Here is a 14,567-nt window from a genome sequence, read left to right on the forward strand (position 1 = left end):
TAGGGACGTGAGCATCCGACCCAAAAGCGGGTCCGATGCTCTAAAGGCAATTCATGGCGCCGCGAGGCGTTCCATCCTGAGCCTCTGCGGATACCGAAGACACACGCGCGGCGTCATCCTGGCGAATACCGTTCGAGCCTCACGACGCCTGCAGCCACTGACGTGGATGAGTTCGCTTGGTCAGGTTGCCGGACAGGGCTTGGCAGAGGTCCTCCATCGACGTGAGGTTGTGAATGGGGCGGAATTCATCCGCATAAGGCAGCATCGCCCGGATGCCGGAGGCGCGAGCTTCGAACGCGTCGAACCGAAGAAGCGGGTTCAGCCATATCAGGCGGCGGCAGGAGCGCTTGAGCCGGTCCATCTCGAAGGTCAGCTCCGGCGTCACCTCCCGTTCGAGCCCGTCGGTGAAGAGCAGGACGATGGCGCCCTGGCCGAGCACCCGGCGGGACCAGTGGCGGTTGAAGTCGTGCAGCGCATGCGCAATTCGCGTGCCACCCTCCCAGTCCTGCGCCCGCTTCGAGGCGCGGGCCAGAGCCTCATCGGGATCGCGGATCGTGAGTTCGCGGCTGATGTTGGTCAGACGTGTCGCGAAGACGAAGGAATGCACCCGTCGCCGCTTCTCGGCGATGGCATGAAGGAAATGGAGGAACAGGCGAGAGTAATCGGCCATGGAACCCGAAATGTCCATCAGTGCGACCACTGGCGCATGCCGCACAGCCGGGGAGCGGTAGGCCAGGTCAATGGTGGCGCCTCCCGCCCGCAGCGATCGTCGAAAGGTTCGGCGTAGGTCGATCCGTCGGGCCCTCGGATCCGGCAGGAAACGGCGTGTGGTCATCTCGTCGTGCGGCAGGGACATCTCGGCTACCAGCCGTTTGGCGGCTGCGATCTCGGCGGCCGACATCTGCGCGAAGTCTTTGGCCTTCAGAACCTCACGGTCCGAGACGGTGAGGCGGGCAGAGAATTCAGTCCTTTCGACCGGCTCCGGCTTCTCCTGTCGAGGCGTGGCCAAGGCGTCGGCCACGCGCAGCGCACCGGCTTGCGGGGTCTTCTTCTCCTTGGCTCCCCCGGGAGAGATCGGCGACATCTGAGCAATGAGCTTCTCGATCAGCGCGCGCCGCCGCCAGAAGATCCTGAAGGCCTGGTCAAACAGGATGCTGTGCTCGTGCCGCTTCACGAACACGGCATGGAGCGTCCAGTAGAAATCTTCGCGCGGGCCAATCCGAGCCGCCTCGACGGCCGTAACGGCGTCGAGAACTGCGCCAGGTCCGACCGGCAGACCTGCGGCGCGCAATGCCCGCGCAAAATAGGCGATGTTGTCCGCGAGACGACCTTCGCCCTGACGGGTGAACGTCGCAGTCACCCGGTTGTCCTCAGCGCGCTCTGGATTCGATCCAGCATGTCCTTCGCCCGGCTACCCTGCATTTGCTGGATGTCATCTTGATATTTCAACAAAACGCCGAGGGTATCCGAGACCAGCGCCGGGTTGAGCGCCACCGCATCGAGTTCCACGAGGGCCGAAGCCCAGTCGAGGGTTTCCGCCACGCCCGGTGCCTTGAACAGATCCTCCTTTCGGATGGCCTGAACGAAGGCGACGATCTCCTGCGACAAACGCTCGGCGGCCTGTGGAACCCGGCTGGTGAGAATGGCAAGCTCTCGCTCGGCGTCCGGATAATCGACCCAGTGATAAAGGCACCGGCGCTTAAGCGCATCGTGTATCTCTCGCGTGCGGTTCGACGTGACGATGACGATCGGCGCATGCTCCGCCTTGACTGTGCCGAGCTCAGGTATGGTGATCTGGAAATCCGAGAGCACCTCCAGAAGAAAGGCCTCGAAAGCCTCGTCCGTGCGGTCGAGTTCGTCGATCAGGAGAACCGGCGCTCCGGCTGTGTCGGGCTCAAGAGCCTGCAGGAGCGGGCGCTTCACCAGATAGCGCTCCGAGAACAGGTCGCTCTCTAACGTGTCCCGATCGACCGTTCCGCCGGCCTCGGCCAACCGGATGGCCATCATCTGCCCGGCATAGTTCCATTCGTAGACGGCGGAGGCGACGTCGAGGCCTTCGTAGCATTGCAGGCGGATAAGGCGGCGTCCGAGTGCAGAGGAGAGCACTTTCGCAATCTCCGTCTTGCCGACGCCGGCCTCTCCTTCAAGAAGGAGAGGTCGTCTGAGCTTCAATGCGAGGAACAGCACGGTCGCGAGCGGGCGGTCGGCCACATAGCCGGTGCTCTTCAGGAGAGCCAATGTGCTGTCGATGGAACCGGGTTGGTCGGCCACGAGCTGTGCTGCTCCATGAGGGTAAGATGCCCAGACCGAGCCTGGGCATTTCATCGCTGTCGTTCAGGTGGACCGGCTCAGCCCCGGGCGGCAGCGGCCTGCACAGCGCGTCGTGCCATGACGCCGACGAGGTGAGCCCGATAGGCGGCATCCGCATGGATGTCGCTGTTCATCCCGTCCTCCCCCACGGCAATGCCGTCAAGAGCTTCGGCCGCGAAGTTGCCGCTCAGGGCCTGCTCCATCTCTGGCACCCGGAACACCCCGTTCGATCCGGCTCCCGTCACGGTCACGCGCACCACATCCGCATGCTTCGCCACGAATACGCCGACAAGGGCGTAGCGCGAGGCTGGATTGCGGAATTTGGCATAGGCGGCCCGGGATGGGATCGGGAACGAGATCTGGGTGATGATCTCTCCTTCCTCCAGAGCCGTCGTGAAAATGCCCTGGAAGAAATCGTCTGCTGCGATTTTCCGCTGGTTGGTGACAATCGTCGCGTTCAGGGCAAGGCACGCGGCCGGATAATCGGCAGAGGGATCATTGTTGGCGACGGAACCGCCGATGGTGCCGCGATTGCGCACGTGCGGATCGCCGATGAGCTCGGCCATCTCGGCAAGAGCCGGTATCGCCTCCTTCACATCGGCGGAGTTCGCGACCTCCGCATGCTTCATCATCGCGCCAATCGTGATCGTGTCGCCGGTGCGCTCAATACCGCGCAGTTCGGCGATCTGTCCGAGATCGATCAGATTGGCCGGGCCGGCGAGCCGGAGCTTCATGGTCGGCAGCAAGGTATGCCCACCTGCGAGGAACTTGGTGTCCTCGGCCTGACCTGCAAGGCTCCCGGCCTCCTTGACGCTCGTCGGGCGGTGGTATTCGAAAGCGTACATTCCGTCCTCCCTTATTCTGCCGCCAAGAGCGTGCGGGCCTTCTGGGCGGCACGCCAGACCGCCTGAGGGGTCGCCGGCATGGCAATGTCCTCATGTCCGAGGGCATCGGTGATCGCGTTGATGACCGCCGGCGGAGCCGCGATGGCTCCGGCTTCTCCGCAGCCCTTGATTCCAAGCGGGTTCGAAGGGCAGGGGGTCACCGTCATGCCGACCTGGAAGGATGGCAGGTCAATGGCGCGAGGCATGCAGTAATCGTTGAAGCTGGCCGTGATGAGCTGACCACTCTGATCGTAGACGGTGCCTTCGAGGAGCGCTTGCCCGACACCCTGCGCGATGCCGCCGTGAACCTGCCCTTCGACGATCATCGGATTGATGATCACCCCGAAATCATCCACCGCCGTCCATCGTTCGATCTTGGTCACGCCGGTATCCGGGTCGATTTCCACCTCGCAGATATGGACGCCGGCCGGGAACGTGAAGTTGGTGGGATCGTAGAATGCCCCTTCCTTCAAACCCGGCTCCAGATCCTGACCCGAGAACTTGTGGGCGATGTATGCCTGAAGGGCCACCTCGCCGAAGGCCAGCGAGCGGTCGGTGCCGGCTACGCCGAACCTGCCGTCCTTGAACTCAATGTCGCCCTCGGATGCTTCGAGCACATGGGCCGCCACCTTCTTGCCCTTCGCGATCACCTTGTCGATCGCCTTGGCGATGGCCGACATACCGACGGCGCCGGAGCGCGAGCCGTAGGTGCCCATCCCGAACTGCACCTTGTCGGTATCGCCATGGACGATGCTGACCTGGTCGATCGAAATGCCGAGACGGTCGGAGACGAGTTGGGCGAAGGTGGTCTCATGACCCTGCCCATGGCTGTGCGAGCCCGTGAGCACCTCGACAGATCCTGTCGGGTTGACGCGCACCTCGGCCGATTCCCACAGCCCCACGCCGGCGCCCAGGGAGCCCACTGCCTGGGAGGGAGCGATGCCGCAGGCCTCGATATAGCTCGAGAAGCCGATGCCCCGCAGCTTGCCGTTGCGGGCGCTTTCCTGCTTGCGCTGCTGGAAGTTCCGGTAGTCGGCAACCTCCAATGCCTTGTCGAGCGAGGCGGCATAATCGCCCGTGTCGTAGGTCATGATGACCGGGGTCGTATGCGGGAACTGCGTGATGTAGTTCGCCCGTCGGAACTCGGCTGGGTCCTTTCCAAGTTCGCGCGCGGCCTTCTCGACGAGCCGCTCGACCACGAACGTGGCTTCAGGCCGTCCGGCGCCGCGGTAGGCGTCGACGGGCGCCGTGTTCGTATAGACCCCATCGACCTCGCAGTAGATCGCCGGAATGTCGTACTGGCCCGACAGGAGCGGGGCGTAGAGGTAGGTTGGCACCGAAGAGGAGAAGGTCGAGAGATAGGCGCCGAGATTGGCCGTGGTGTGAACCCGCAGGCCCAGGATCCTGCCATTCTCGTCGGTCGCCATCTCCGCATGGGTGACGTGATCGCGGCCGTGCGCGTCGGACAGGAACGCTTCCGAGCGATCCGAGGTCCACTTCACCGGCCGCCTGACCTTCTTTGCCGCCCAAACGCAGACTGTCTCTTCCGCATAGATGAAGATTTTGGATCCGAACCCACCGCCGACGTCCGGTGCGATGACGCGCAGCTTGTGCTCCGGCGCCACACCGATGAAAGCCGAGAGAACGAGCCGGGCCACGTGAGGGTTCTGGCTCGTCGTATAGAGCGTGTAGTTGTCCGTCCCGAAATCGTACTCGCCCACCGCCGCGCGAGGCTCAATGGGGTTCGGCACGAGGCGATTGTTGATGAGGTCGATCTTGGTGACGTGCTTCGCCCGCGCGAAGGCGGCTTGCGTCTCCTCCTTATTGCCGAGATGCCAGTTGAACACGGTGTTATCAGGCGACACGTCATGCACCTGGACCGGTGCTTTCGTGGCTTGAGCCGTATCGACGACGGCCGGGAGGACATCGTAGTCGACCAGGATGGCTTCGGCTGCATCTTTCGCCTGGGCAAGCGTTTCAGCGATCACCACCGCCACGTGGTCGCCCACGTAGCGTACCTTGCCCTGAGCGAGAGCTGGATGAGGCCCGGCCTTCATCGGAGAGCCGTCCTTGGAATGAATCATCCATCCACAGATGAGGCCGCCGATCTTGTCGGCCGCGAGATCGTCCCCTGTGAAAACGGCGACCACGCCTGGCATGATCATGGCAGGGCTTGTATCGATGGACCGGATCGCGGCATGGGCGTGCGGCGACCGAAGGAAATATGCATAGGCTTGGCCAGGTCGGTTGAAGTCGTCGACGTAGCGCCCCTGGCCGGTGACGAAACGCTGATCCTCTTTCCGGCGGACGGGCGCGCCGATCCCTGATGCGGTCATGAATTCCTCCGTTGTCCTCGTTGTCCCTCCCCAGGTGAAAGCGAAGCTGAACCACGAAGGAGGCTCTGGAGATAGGCCGCCTGCTTCGAGGCTCCCCTGCAGCTTGCACCAGCTCGGGAGGGGCCGTGTCTCGGACGAGCTATTCCGCCGCCTGCTGCAGGGGCGCCTGGGCCATAGCCTGGGCACCGGCGGCAACGGCCTTGACGATGTTGTGATAGCCCGTGCAGCGGCACAGATTACCTTCGAGCTCGGCTCGAATGGTCTGTTCGTCGAGCGCATTCCCCTTGCGATTGACGATGTCGATGGCGGACATGATCATGCCCGGCGTGCAGTAGCCGCACTGTAGGCCGTGATGCTCACGGAAGGCCGCCTGCATCGGGTGCAACTCGCCTCCTCCAGCGATGCCCTCGATGGTGGTGACCACGCTGGCATGGGCCTGAACAGCCAAGATCGTGCAGGACTTCACGGCTTGTCCGTTCAAGTGAACGACGCAGGCGCCGCACTGGCTGGTGTCGCAGCCCACATGGGTTCCGGTTAGTCTTAGGTTTTCGCGAAGAAACTGAACGAGCAGGGTACGGGGATCGACGTCTGCGGTGACGGGTTGACCGTTCACCGTCAGGGAGACGGTGGTCATGCGTGGTTTCCTCCTGTGTTGCCGGCAACCAGGCCAACCTTCAGGTGGTCTCAGGCACCGACAGGCATTCTTATTGGACGGCCGAAACGCTCGATCCGCCAGAATCGAGTGTGAACCGCTCCGCTGGAGTGGTCAAGCATCGGAATGACTCAAAGGACAGTCGGTGAGGACGTGCTCAGGCGGCTGTTTCGGCTGGCGAGAGGATCTTGGCAAAATTCGCGAAGAACTCGTCGGCATACTTCTTGGCAACGCCGTTGATGAGACGCCCGCCGAGTTGAGCAATCTTGCCACCCACATTGGCCTCGACGTCGTAGATCATCTTGGTGCCACCCTCAATGTCCTCGAGCCGCACTCTCGCTCCGCCCTTGGCCCAGCCGGCAACGCCGCCCTGACCCTCGCCGCTGATCTTGTAGCCGTTGGGCGGGTCGAGATCGGCCAAGGTGACGCCACCTTTGAAGGTTGCTTTTACGGGTCCAACCGAGACCTTGGCGGTCGCCTGGAATTCCGTATCGCTAATCTTCTCCAGGTCCTGGCATCCGGGAATCGCCGCTTTCAGGACATCAGGATTGTTGAGGGCCGCCCACACCGTTGCCCGGTCGGCTGGAAGCGCGACTTCACCCTGCATTGTCATCGCCATGCTGAGATCTCCTCCTGTCAACAGTCCGAACGGCAGAGTAAGTGCAAATCGGGCGGCCCGTCACCTGCCAGGCATTGCTGCAGCGCACAAAAGCCCATTGTGCGTTCTTTAGATGGAGTGCCGACCCATGCGCTGCTTGGCGGATCAAGCATCGGAAGTGAGGCTCAGATGTCGAAACCCGTGCTGACCTGTTCCTTGCGGGCCTCAGCTTCGGCAAGGGCATCAGCGACGGCATTGAAGGTGAGGAGGATGGAGGCGTGACGGGCTTTCAGGTCCCGCGCCGGTTCCAGAAGCGCCAAGTCGGCCCATTTGCCGGAAGGAGGGTCGCCGCCTGCCTTCAGCATGCGGTGCATCGTCTCTTGGAGCGCCCGGAGTTCCCCGGTCGTCGAGCCGATCACATGCCGCCCCATGACCGACGAGGAGGCCTGCCCCAGGGCACAGGCCTTCACCTCCTGGGCAAAGGCACTGACGACGTCGCCGTCGAGCTTCAGATGGACCGTCACCGTCGACCCGCACAGTTTCGAATGAGCCCTCGCGCTTCCATGCGCATCCGGCAGCGTTCCTTGAAGGGGAATATCGGCCGCAAGCTCCAAGATGCGGCGGCTGTAGACATCGTTCAGCATCCTGCCCGCGATCCATCCGACGGAGGTGCTTGTTCGAGACGGATCAAACGCCGCAGCGCCATGCCTGTCAATGCTCCAGAATGTGAAGCCCAGCGCACCGTGCGAAAAAGTGGCCCCGGTTTTTCGCCTCGAACGGTGCGCCGGCCAAGAGTGGAGCATCGGACAATCGGGATCACCGGGACGAGCCCGGTGATGACGTGGAGGGAGGTGTGAGGCGGTGCGAACACCCTCCCCACGTCATGGCCGGCCTTGTGCCGGCCATCCCGATCGGAAGAGCGCGGCGCCTCTCAGAAGCGGGATCACCGGCACAAGGCCGGTGATGACGTGGTGGTGGATTGGACGGGCCGGTGATGACGGGGTGGTGGATCGGCCGAGCGATCAAGACAGGGTCCCGAACGGTGCGCCGCTCAAGGGCTTGAGCATCGGATCAATCCCAAAAGTGGGTCCACTTTTCACGTCCGATGCTCTAACGAGGCCTGCATCACGGTTGCGATTCGAGGCCTGGTGGTGGCAGTATCGATCATCGAGCGGTCTCTACACCCGCTCCTTCGGCCGGGAGGCCCTATGCGCTCGACTGATACAGATATTCTGAAGGCAGCAGAAGCCTGGAGGCGCGAGGGCAGGGGCGTCGCCATTGCGACCGTCGTCGAGACCTGGGGATCGGCGCCTCGACCCGTGGGCAGCCATCTGGTGATCGATGAGGATACGAATTTTCTCGGCTCCGTCTCCGGAGGATGCGTCGAGGGTGCGGTGATTACGGAGGCTCTTGATGTGATCGCCGACGGAAAGCCGCGCATGATCGAGTTCGGGGTGGCCGACGAGACCGCCTGGCAGGTCGGACTGTCCTGCGGGGGACGGATCAAGATCTACGTGGAGCGAGTGGATTAGACGGCATGCGCCTGAGCCTCCTGTCCGATCTCAACGAAGAGCGCGCCGCCCGGCGCGCCGCCGTCCTCGTGACCGAGGTGGGGTCGGGCGAGCAGCGTCTCGTCCGGGAGGGGCAGGTCGGTAGCGACCCGCTGGCTAAGGACCTGGAAGACAGTCTGCGCCAGGGTAAGAGCAGGCTCGCCGAACAGGATGGCCTGCAGTTCTTCCTGACCGTACAGACGCCTCCCGTGCGGGTGGTGGTCATCGGGGCGGTCCATATCAGCCAGGCGCTCGCGCCCATGGCCAAAGGCATCGACCTCGATGTCACGATCATCGACCCGCGCACGGCCTTTGCGACCCCTGAGCGGTTCCCGGATGTGCCGGTGCTGGCCGAATGGCCCGATACCGCTCTCCCCGACGTTGGGATAGACCCATATACAGCCGTCGTCGCACTTACCCACGATCCCAAGATCGACGACCCTGCGCTCATGGCCGCCCTACGATCGAAGTGCTTCTATATTGGCGCGCTCGGCTCCCGCAAAACCCATGAACGTCGCGTCCAGCGCCTGATGGCATCCGGGTTCACCGAAGCGGATCTCGCCCGGATCCACGCGCCGATCGGCCTCGACATCGGGGCCGTCTCGCCTGCCGAGATCGCACTCTCCATCCTGGCTGAAATCATCGCGAGCCTGCGCAACGAGCGGAGGCGCTCGGCGTGAGGTTCGGAGAGGTTCCCATCGAGGAAGCCATTGGGGCCCTGGCGGCTCACAGCGTCCGGGCTGGCGAGATGGTCGTCAGGAAGGGAACCCCCGTGACGTCGGACATGGCCGTTTGCCTGAAGCAGGCTGGCGTCGAGACCCTCATCGCAGCCCGGCTCGAGCCTGGTGACATAGCCGAAGACGAGGCGGCCTCCCGGCTTGCTCGTGCGCTCGCAGGCAGCAACGTCGCTGTCGAAGCGCCCTTCACCGGTCGCTCCAACCTCTATGCCGAGGCCTCGGGCGTTCTCGTCATCGATGTCGACGCGATCCACCGCCTTAACGCCGTTGACGAGGCCATGACGGCCGCAACCCTGCCGGCGTATCGACCGGTTGTCGCAGGAGAGATGGTCGGAACCGTCAAGATCATCCCTTATGCGGTTCCGGAGGTTCTGCTGCAGAAGGGGATCGAGAAAGCAGGCCAGGGGGCCTTGCGCGTCGCACCCTACACACGTCGCATCGTCGGGGTTGTCTCCACGATTCTCCCAGGCCTCAAGCCGAGCGTCATCGACAAGACCCTTGCTGCCCTCGGCAGACGACTGGAGCCGGCGCAGGCGCGGATCGCTCAGGAACGGCGCGTGCCACACGAGGCCATCGTTCTGGCAGAAGAATTGGCCCGGCAGGCGAATGGCCCCATGGAGCTCATCGTTGTCTTCGGCGCCTCGGCTATTGCCGACCGACGCGACATCATTCCCTCTGCCATTGAGTTGGCGGGCGGGCGGGTGGAGCATTTCGGTATGCCGGTCGACCCGGGAAATCTGCTTCTTGCGGGCTCCATCGGTGGGAAACCCGTCATCGGCGCGCCTGGCTGCGCCCGGTCTCCGAGAGAGAACGGCTTCGACTGGATCCTCCATCGCGTTCTGGCAGACGTGCCCGTGACCCGAGCCGACATCGTGGCCCTTGGCGTCGGAGGGCTTCTCATGGAGATCGTCTCCCGGCCACAGCCGCGCGGGGGTGGCGAGAGTGAGGCTGAAGAATGAGCGCTGTAGCCGCCATCGTTCTGGCAGCGGGACGCGGAACTAGGTTTGGGGATGAGCCGAAGCTGCTGGCCCAGATCAATGGCAAGACCTTGGTTCGCCATGTGGCGGAGGCCGCCGTTGCCTCCACGGTCGATCCGGTTATCGTGGTGACAGGCTATCGGTCGGAGGAGATTGAAGCGGATCTGCGAACGCTCCCCGTTCAGACCGTCCGGAATATGTTGTACGCGCAAGGTCTTTCAACTTCGCTGAAAGCCGGGTTCTCCTCCGTCCCTGCCACGACGCGGGCAGTGGTTGTTCTCTTGGGCGACATGCCCTTCGTGAAAGCCGAGCTCATCGACGCTCTCGTGGACGAGTGGGTGAAAAGAGGAGAGCCGCCGGCCCTGGTTCCTACGGTCAATGGCAGACGCGGCAACCCCGTCGTGCTGTCTCGCGTCATCCAATCCGACATCAATGACCTGTGCGGCGACGTTGGCGCGGGACCGCTCCTTCGCAGAAGGCTTGATGTCATCGAATGGCCCACTGCGGACCCTGCTGTTGCACAGGACATCGATACGAGAGACGAACTCGCCAAACATCGATTGTAGCTGTCCGCCGTTGCCTATGCGAATACAGGGACGCCACCGATCTGGCACCTATGGTCGATCGAGCTTGTCCAATGTGATAGGCAGGTCACGCACCCGGGTTCCCGTGGCATGATAGACGGCATTGGCGATAGCGGCCGCAACTCCAACGATGCCGATCTCTCCTAGTCCCTTGATCCCGAGGCGGTTGATGCTCTGGTCCGGTTCGTCGACGAAGATCACCTTGATGTCGTGTATGTCGGCGTTCACGGGAACGTGGTATTCCGCGATGTTGGCATTCATGACCCGCCCGAAACCGTGATCGATGAGGGTTTCCTCATGGAGCGCCATGCCGATGCCCCAGACCACGCCGCCCAGGATCTGGCTGCTGGCTGTCTTCGGATTCAGGATACGCCCGGCTGCAACGGCACTAACGACCCTGGTAACGCGGATGATTCCCAACTCCTCGTCAATCTTGACCTCCGCGAACACCGCCGAATGAACGTTGTGCGCCTGCGTTTCATCCTTGGCGAAGCGCGTGGCTTTCTCCTGCTCGATGCGATCGACGCCGCCGTGGCGCATGGCATCAGCGATCGATATGCCGCGAGCAGGGTCTTGCTGACTTACGATCTTGCCGTCGGCCAGTTTGACCTCCTCGAGCACGAGGCCCGCGAGCGGCGAATCCGGCATCTTGCTGGCGAGGCCCAGCAGTTCACGGCGAACCGCATCGGCAGTCGTTGCAATCCCGTTCGCCACTGAGGCTGCAATCCACGAGCCACCTTCCACCGGTGACTGCGGCAATGTCGAATCCCCGAGCTTCACGGTTATGTTCTCGAGCGGTAAACCAAGCATATCGGCTGTGACCTGGGCCATGATCGTGTAGGTGCCCGTGCCGATGTCAGAGGTCGCACATGAGACCTCCGCATGGCCGTTGGAGGTGAGCGCAATGCGCACTGCGATTGGCACCTGCAACGCCTCCCAGACGCCTGTCGCCATCCCCCAACCCACGAGATCGCTGCCGTCGCGCATCGAGCGTGGCTCGGGGTTGCGCTTGCCCCAGCCGAACGCTTCTGCACCCTGGTGGTAGCATTCACGGAGGTTCTTGCTGCTATAGGGCTTGCCATTGTGCTGGTCACGGTCTGAGTAACATTTGAGGCGCAGCTCAAGCGGGTCGATCCCGAGCGCGACTGCAAGCTCGTCCATCGCGCATTCGAGGGCATAGACGCCTGTTGCCGCGCTCGGGGCGCGCATGTCGCATGAGGTCACAAGATCGAGAGGCGCGATCCTGTGTGCATATTTTGCATTGTCACACCTGTAGAGCAGCCCCGACCAGCCGGTCTCCTGTCGGTAAAATCTCTCGTATTGCGACGTAACCGTGACAGCATCGTGCATGACTGCTTCGAGTGTTCCGTCGGCTTTGGCACCGAGTTCGATCCGCTGGACCATTGCCGGCCGATAGCCCAGCCCGTACATCTGCTGACGGGTTAGAACCACCCGGACCGAGCGCTTCAATGCAAGCGCCGCCAGACCCGCAAGAATCACCTGATACTGCGGGCGCAGACCCGATCCGAAGCCTCCACCCATGAAGGGCGACATGATGCGCACGTCCTCGGGTTTCATCTTCAGGACACGAGAGACATAGCGCTGAACGTTCTGCACACCTTGGGTTTTGTCGTAGATCGTGAGCTTTCCGTTGCCCTCGAAGACGGCCGTCGAGGCAAAAAGCTCGATCGGGTTGTGATGTTCGATCGGAACATGATACTCACCCTGATGGCGCACGTCGGCAGCAGCGAAAGCTTTCTCCGCTGCACCGCGCGGGTTCGGCGGAGCATATGCGTCAGCGCCTGTCGCGTCTGTAGGCTCCAGGGCAGGCGCTTCTTTCATCCTGCGGTGCACGTCGGTGATATGTGGTCCTCGGTCATACTCGACCTGTACCAGCGAGGCGGCATACTGGGCGACTTCCAAGGTCTCAGCAACAACCAGGGCAATTGGCTGACCGTCGAACAGGATTCGATCGTCGTAAAGCGGCCGGAACGGGGAGCCGTCCGGTGCCACATCATCCTTGTAGGACTGGTCGTCAGCCGATATCTCCGGCCGATTCAGGTGGGTGAGCACGTCGAGCACGCCCTTGACCTTCAGGACCTCGCTCACGTCGATGCGCTTGAGTTGTCCCCTTGCGATCGTGGACGTGATGACGGCGCCATGGACGAGGCCGGCAGGGCGGACCTCCGCAGCGTATTTCGCAGCGCCCGTGACCTTTGCAAGTCCGTCGACGCGGGACGTGGCGGCACCGATATACGTCATGACAGTCACCGGATTTTCTTGATGGCCTGCATCTGGGGCGTGCCGTTTGCTGCCTGCGTCAACGTGCGTTCGATCGCGCGACGCGCTAGCTCAATCTTGAAAGCATTATGGGTGTATCCCTTCGCATCCTGAAGCAGGATGCCGGCCGCCCGCGTGAATGCCTTCCTCTCAGGCGCTTCGCCGCGCAATGCCGCCTCGGCTTCAACCTTACGCCAGGGCTTGTGGGCCACACCGCCAAGCGCAATCCGAACGTCCCTGATGCGGCCTCGCTCAATCTCCATCGCAGCTGCAACGGAAACCAGCGCAAACGCATAGGACAGCCGGTCGCGAATTTTGAGATAACTGTAGTTTTCCGGAAATCCCCTTGGGGGCAGTTCTATGGCGACAATGATTTCATCAGGTGCGAGATTGGTGTCAATCTGCGGTGTATCACCCGGCAATCGATGGAAGTCGGTGAACGCGATCACGCGTTCTCCCGCGGGTCCGGCTACATGAACGGTCGCGTCCAGAGCCGCGAGCGCGATGCAGAGGTCCGAGGGATGCGTAGCGATGCAGGATTCGCTCGTGCCGAGGATGGCATTGATCCGATTGATGCCATTGATCGCCGAGCAGCCGCTGCCTGGTACTCGCTTGTTGCAGGGCGTTGCAATGTCATAGAAGTAGAAGCATCGCGTACGTTGCATCAGATTGCCGCCGGTCGAGGCCATGTTGCGCAGCTGCTGCGATGCTCCGGCCAGAATCGCGCTCGACACTAGCGGGTAGCGTTTCTCGATCAGGGGGTGGTAGGCGAGATCGCTGTTGGGCATGAGCGCGCCGATGCGCAAGCCGCCGCTCGCGGTTTCCTCAATCGTGTTGAGCGGTAGGTGCGTGATATCGATCAATCGAGTTGGGTTTACGACCTCGTACTTCATCAGATCGACAAGGTTCGTACCGCCGGCGATGAGCTTCGCGTTCGGATCCGCCGCGATCTGCCGGATAGCGTCGGGAATGTCGGAGGCCCGCGCATAGTCAAAATCGATCATGGCTTGCCATCCATTGATGCCATTGCCTGCTGGATCGCCGCTACAATGTTGGTATAGGCACCACAGCGGCAGATATTGCCGCTCATCAACTCGCGGATCTCATCCGCCGTCGTTGCCTTGCCTTCGGCTATGAGAGCGACCGACGAACAGATCTGACCCGGCGTACAATAGCCGCACTGGAATGCGTCGTGATCGATGAAGGCCTGCTGCACGGGATGGAGGACACCGTTAGTGGCAAGGCCTTCCACTGTGGTGACCTCAGCACCATCCTTAATGACCGCAAGCGTCAGGCACGAGACGATCCGGCGACCGTCGACCAAGACGGTGCAGGCCCCGCATTGACCGTGATCGCAGCCCTTCTTGGTGCCGGTCAAATCGAGATGGTCCCGTAGGACATCGAGCAAAGTCGTCCAGGGTGCGATCGCCAACCTGTGTTCTTGCCCGTTGACAGTGATCCTGACAGGGATCTCTGCCGGCCTGGAGGTCGACTTGCGTTCCAAGCCGCCTGGGAAGGACGATGGGCTCATCTGTCTCCCCTGATTCGAATTTGCAGGGCGGACTACAGTCCCAATTGAATTTGCAGAATTTGTGGCGGGCTATTGCTCTCGCCGGAACTTCATAAGACGGTGTGCACAGGACGTTAACAAAACGCCTG

14 protein-coding genes are annotated in these 14,567 nt (G+C 62.4%); 4 read left to right on the forward strand and 10 right to left on the reverse strand.

Annotated elements, in window-relative coordinates; all coding sequences use genetic code 11:
* Positions 1-139: 139 nt before the first annotated feature.
* The 7 genes from OCW50_RS14450 to OCW50_RS14480 all read right to left on the reverse strand — a co-directional run bounded on the left by OCW50_RS14450 (position 140) and on the right by OCW50_RS14480 (position 7,424).
* Positions 140-1,360, reverse strand: a complete 1,221-nt coding sequence (locus OCW50_RS14450) for a vWA domain-containing protein (protein WP_262298042.1) — start codon at positions 1,358-1,360, stop codon at positions 140-142.
* Entirely contained in the window at positions 1,357-2,325 is a 969-nt protein-coding gene (locus tag OCW50_RS14455; protein WP_373371397.1) for an AAA family ATPase, read from the reverse strand. Before OCW50_RS14455 ends, OCW50_RS14450 begins: the two co-directional genes overlap by 4 nt.
* Before the next feature lie 23 nt (positions 2,326-2,348).
* Positions 2,349-3,155, reverse strand: a complete 807-nt coding sequence (locus OCW50_RS14460) for an FAD binding domain-containing protein (protein ID WP_262298044.1) — start codon at positions 3,153-3,155, stop codon at positions 2,349-2,351.
* An 11-nt stretch (positions 3,156-3,166) separates the two neighbouring features.
* Complete coding sequence (locus tag OCW50_RS14465; protein WP_262298045.1) at positions 3,167-5,530, reverse strand: xanthine dehydrogenase family protein molybdopterin-binding subunit; 2,364 nt, start codon at positions 5,528-5,530, stop codon at positions 3,167-3,169.
* A gap of 139 nt (positions 5,531-5,669) precedes the next feature.
* Positions 5,670-6,164, reverse strand: coding sequence for a (2Fe-2S)-binding protein (locus OCW50_RS14470; RefSeq protein ID WP_262298046.1), 495 nt, complete (start codon positions 6,162-6,164; stop codon positions 5,670-5,672).
* Between the two features lie 175 nt (positions 6,165-6,339).
* Complete coding sequence (locus OCW50_RS14475) at positions 6,340-6,801, reverse strand: SRPBCC family protein (RefSeq protein WP_262298047.1); 462 nt, start codon at positions 6,799-6,801, stop codon at positions 6,340-6,342.
* A gap of 164 nt (positions 6,802-6,965) precedes the next feature.
* Positions 6,966-7,424 carry an iron-sulfur cluster assembly scaffold protein gene (locus tag OCW50_RS14480; RefSeq protein ID WP_262298048.1) on the reverse strand — a complete coding sequence of 153 codons (459 nt, stop codon included), beginning with the start codon at positions 7,422-7,424 and terminating at the stop codon, positions 6,966-6,968.
* Positions 7,425-7,988: 564 nt separating this feature from the next.
* Here OCW50_RS14480 and OCW50_RS14485 point away from each other — a divergent pair.
* Genes OCW50_RS14485 through OCW50_RS14500 form a run of 4 tightly spaced genes read left to right on the forward strand, consistent with a single transcriptional unit; the run spans position 7,989 to position 10,610 of the window.
* Positions 7,989-8,312, forward strand: a complete 324-nt coding sequence (locus tag OCW50_RS14485; RefSeq protein ID WP_262268790.1) for an XdhC family protein — start codon at positions 7,989-7,991, stop codon at positions 8,310-8,312.
* A 5-nt stretch (positions 8,313-8,317) separates the two neighbouring features.
* Entirely contained in the window at positions 8,318-9,010 is a 693-nt protein-coding gene (locus tag OCW50_RS14490) for an XdhC family protein (RefSeq protein WP_262298049.1), read from the forward strand.
* Positions 9,007-10,026: a molybdopterin-binding protein gene (locus OCW50_RS14495; RefSeq protein WP_262298050.1), complete on the forward strand. Its 1,020-nt coding sequence runs from the start codon at positions 9,007-9,009 to the stop codon at positions 10,024-10,026. The genes OCW50_RS14490 and OCW50_RS14495 overlap by 4 nt, the downstream gene beginning before the upstream one ends.
* Entirely contained in the window at positions 10,023-10,610 is a 588-nt protein-coding gene (locus tag OCW50_RS14500) for a nucleotidyltransferase family protein (RefSeq protein WP_262298051.1), read from the forward strand. Before OCW50_RS14495 ends, OCW50_RS14500 begins: the two co-directional genes overlap by 4 nt.
* 48 nt (positions 10,611-10,658) lie before the next feature.
* Here the strand turns inward: OCW50_RS14500 and OCW50_RS14505 are convergent, their stop codons facing one another.
* Genes OCW50_RS14505 through OCW50_RS14515 form a run of 3 tightly spaced genes read right to left on the reverse strand, consistent with a single transcriptional unit; the run spans position 10,659 to position 14,439 of the window.
* On the reverse strand, positions 10,659-12,890 hold the full coding sequence (locus tag OCW50_RS14505) for a xanthine dehydrogenase family protein molybdopterin-binding subunit (protein ID WP_262298052.1): 2,232 nt from the start codon (positions 12,888-12,890) through the stop codon (positions 10,659-10,661).
* A 5-nt stretch (positions 12,891-12,895) separates the two neighbouring features.
* Positions 12,896-13,912 (reverse strand): FAD binding domain-containing protein, encoded by a 1,017-nt coding sequence (locus OCW50_RS14510; RefSeq protein WP_262298053.1) that lies wholly within the window; start codon positions 13,910-13,912, stop codon positions 12,896-12,898.
* Positions 13,909-14,439 (reverse strand): (2Fe-2S)-binding protein, encoded by a 531-nt coding sequence (locus OCW50_RS14515; protein WP_262298054.1) that lies wholly within the window; start codon positions 14,437-14,439, stop codon positions 13,909-13,911. Before OCW50_RS14515 ends, OCW50_RS14510 begins: the two co-directional genes overlap by 4 nt.
* Positions 14,440-14,567 lie beyond the last annotated feature (128 nt).

It is taken from the genome of Microvirga sesbaniae, from assembly GCF_025460805.1.
GTDB lineage: Bacteria > Pseudomonadota > Alphaproteobacteria > Rhizobiales > Beijerinckiaceae > Microvirga > Microvirga sesbaniae.

Bases quoted from the DNA above. Each gene is read 5' to 3' on its own strand.
- OCW50_RS14455 (WP_373371397.1), bottom strand. From the start codon at position 2,325: ATGAAATGCCCAGGCTCGGTCTGGGCATCTTACCCTCATGGAGCAGCA.
- OCW50_RS14460 (WP_262298044.1), bottom strand. From the start codon at position 3,155: ATGTACGCTTTCGAATACCACCGCCCGACGAGCGTCAAGGAGGCCGGG.
- OCW50_RS14465 (WP_262298045.1), bottom strand. From the start codon at position 5,530: ATGACCGCATCAGGGATCGGCGCGCCCGTCCGCCGGAAAGAGGATCAG.
- OCW50_RS14470 (WP_262298046.1), bottom strand. From the start codon at position 6,164: ATGACCACCGTCTCCCTGACGGTGAACGGTCAACCCGTCACCGCAGAC.
- OCW50_RS14475 (WP_262298047.1), bottom strand. From the start codon at position 6,801: ATGGCGATGACAATGCAGGGTGAAGTCGCGCTTCCAGCCGACCGGGCA.
- OCW50_RS14480 (WP_262298048.1), bottom strand. From the start codon at position 7,424: ATGCTGAACGATGTCTACAGCCGCCGCATCTTGGAGCTTGCGGCCGAT.
- OCW50_RS14485 (WP_262268790.1), top strand. From the start codon at position 7,989: ATGCGCTCGACTGATACAGATATTCTGAAGGCAGCAGAAGCCTGGAGG.
- OCW50_RS14490 (WP_262298049.1), top strand. From the start codon at position 8,318: ATGCGCCTGAGCCTCCTGTCCGATCTCAACGAAGAGCGCGCCGCCCGG.
- OCW50_RS14500 (WP_262298051.1), top strand. From the start codon at position 10,023: ATGAGCGCTGTAGCCGCCATCGTTCTGGCAGCGGGACGCGGAACTAGG.
- OCW50_RS14505 (WP_262298052.1), bottom strand. From the start codon at position 12,890: ATGACGTATATCGGTGCCGCCACGTCCCGCGTCGACGGACTTGCAAAG.
- OCW50_RS14510 (WP_262298053.1), bottom strand. From the start codon at position 13,912: ATGATCGATTTTGACTATGCGCGGGCCTCCGACATTCCCGACGCTATC.
- OCW50_RS14515 (WP_262298054.1), bottom strand. From the start codon at position 14,439: ATGAGCCCATCGTCCTTCCCAGGCGGCTTGGAACGCAAGTCGACCTCC.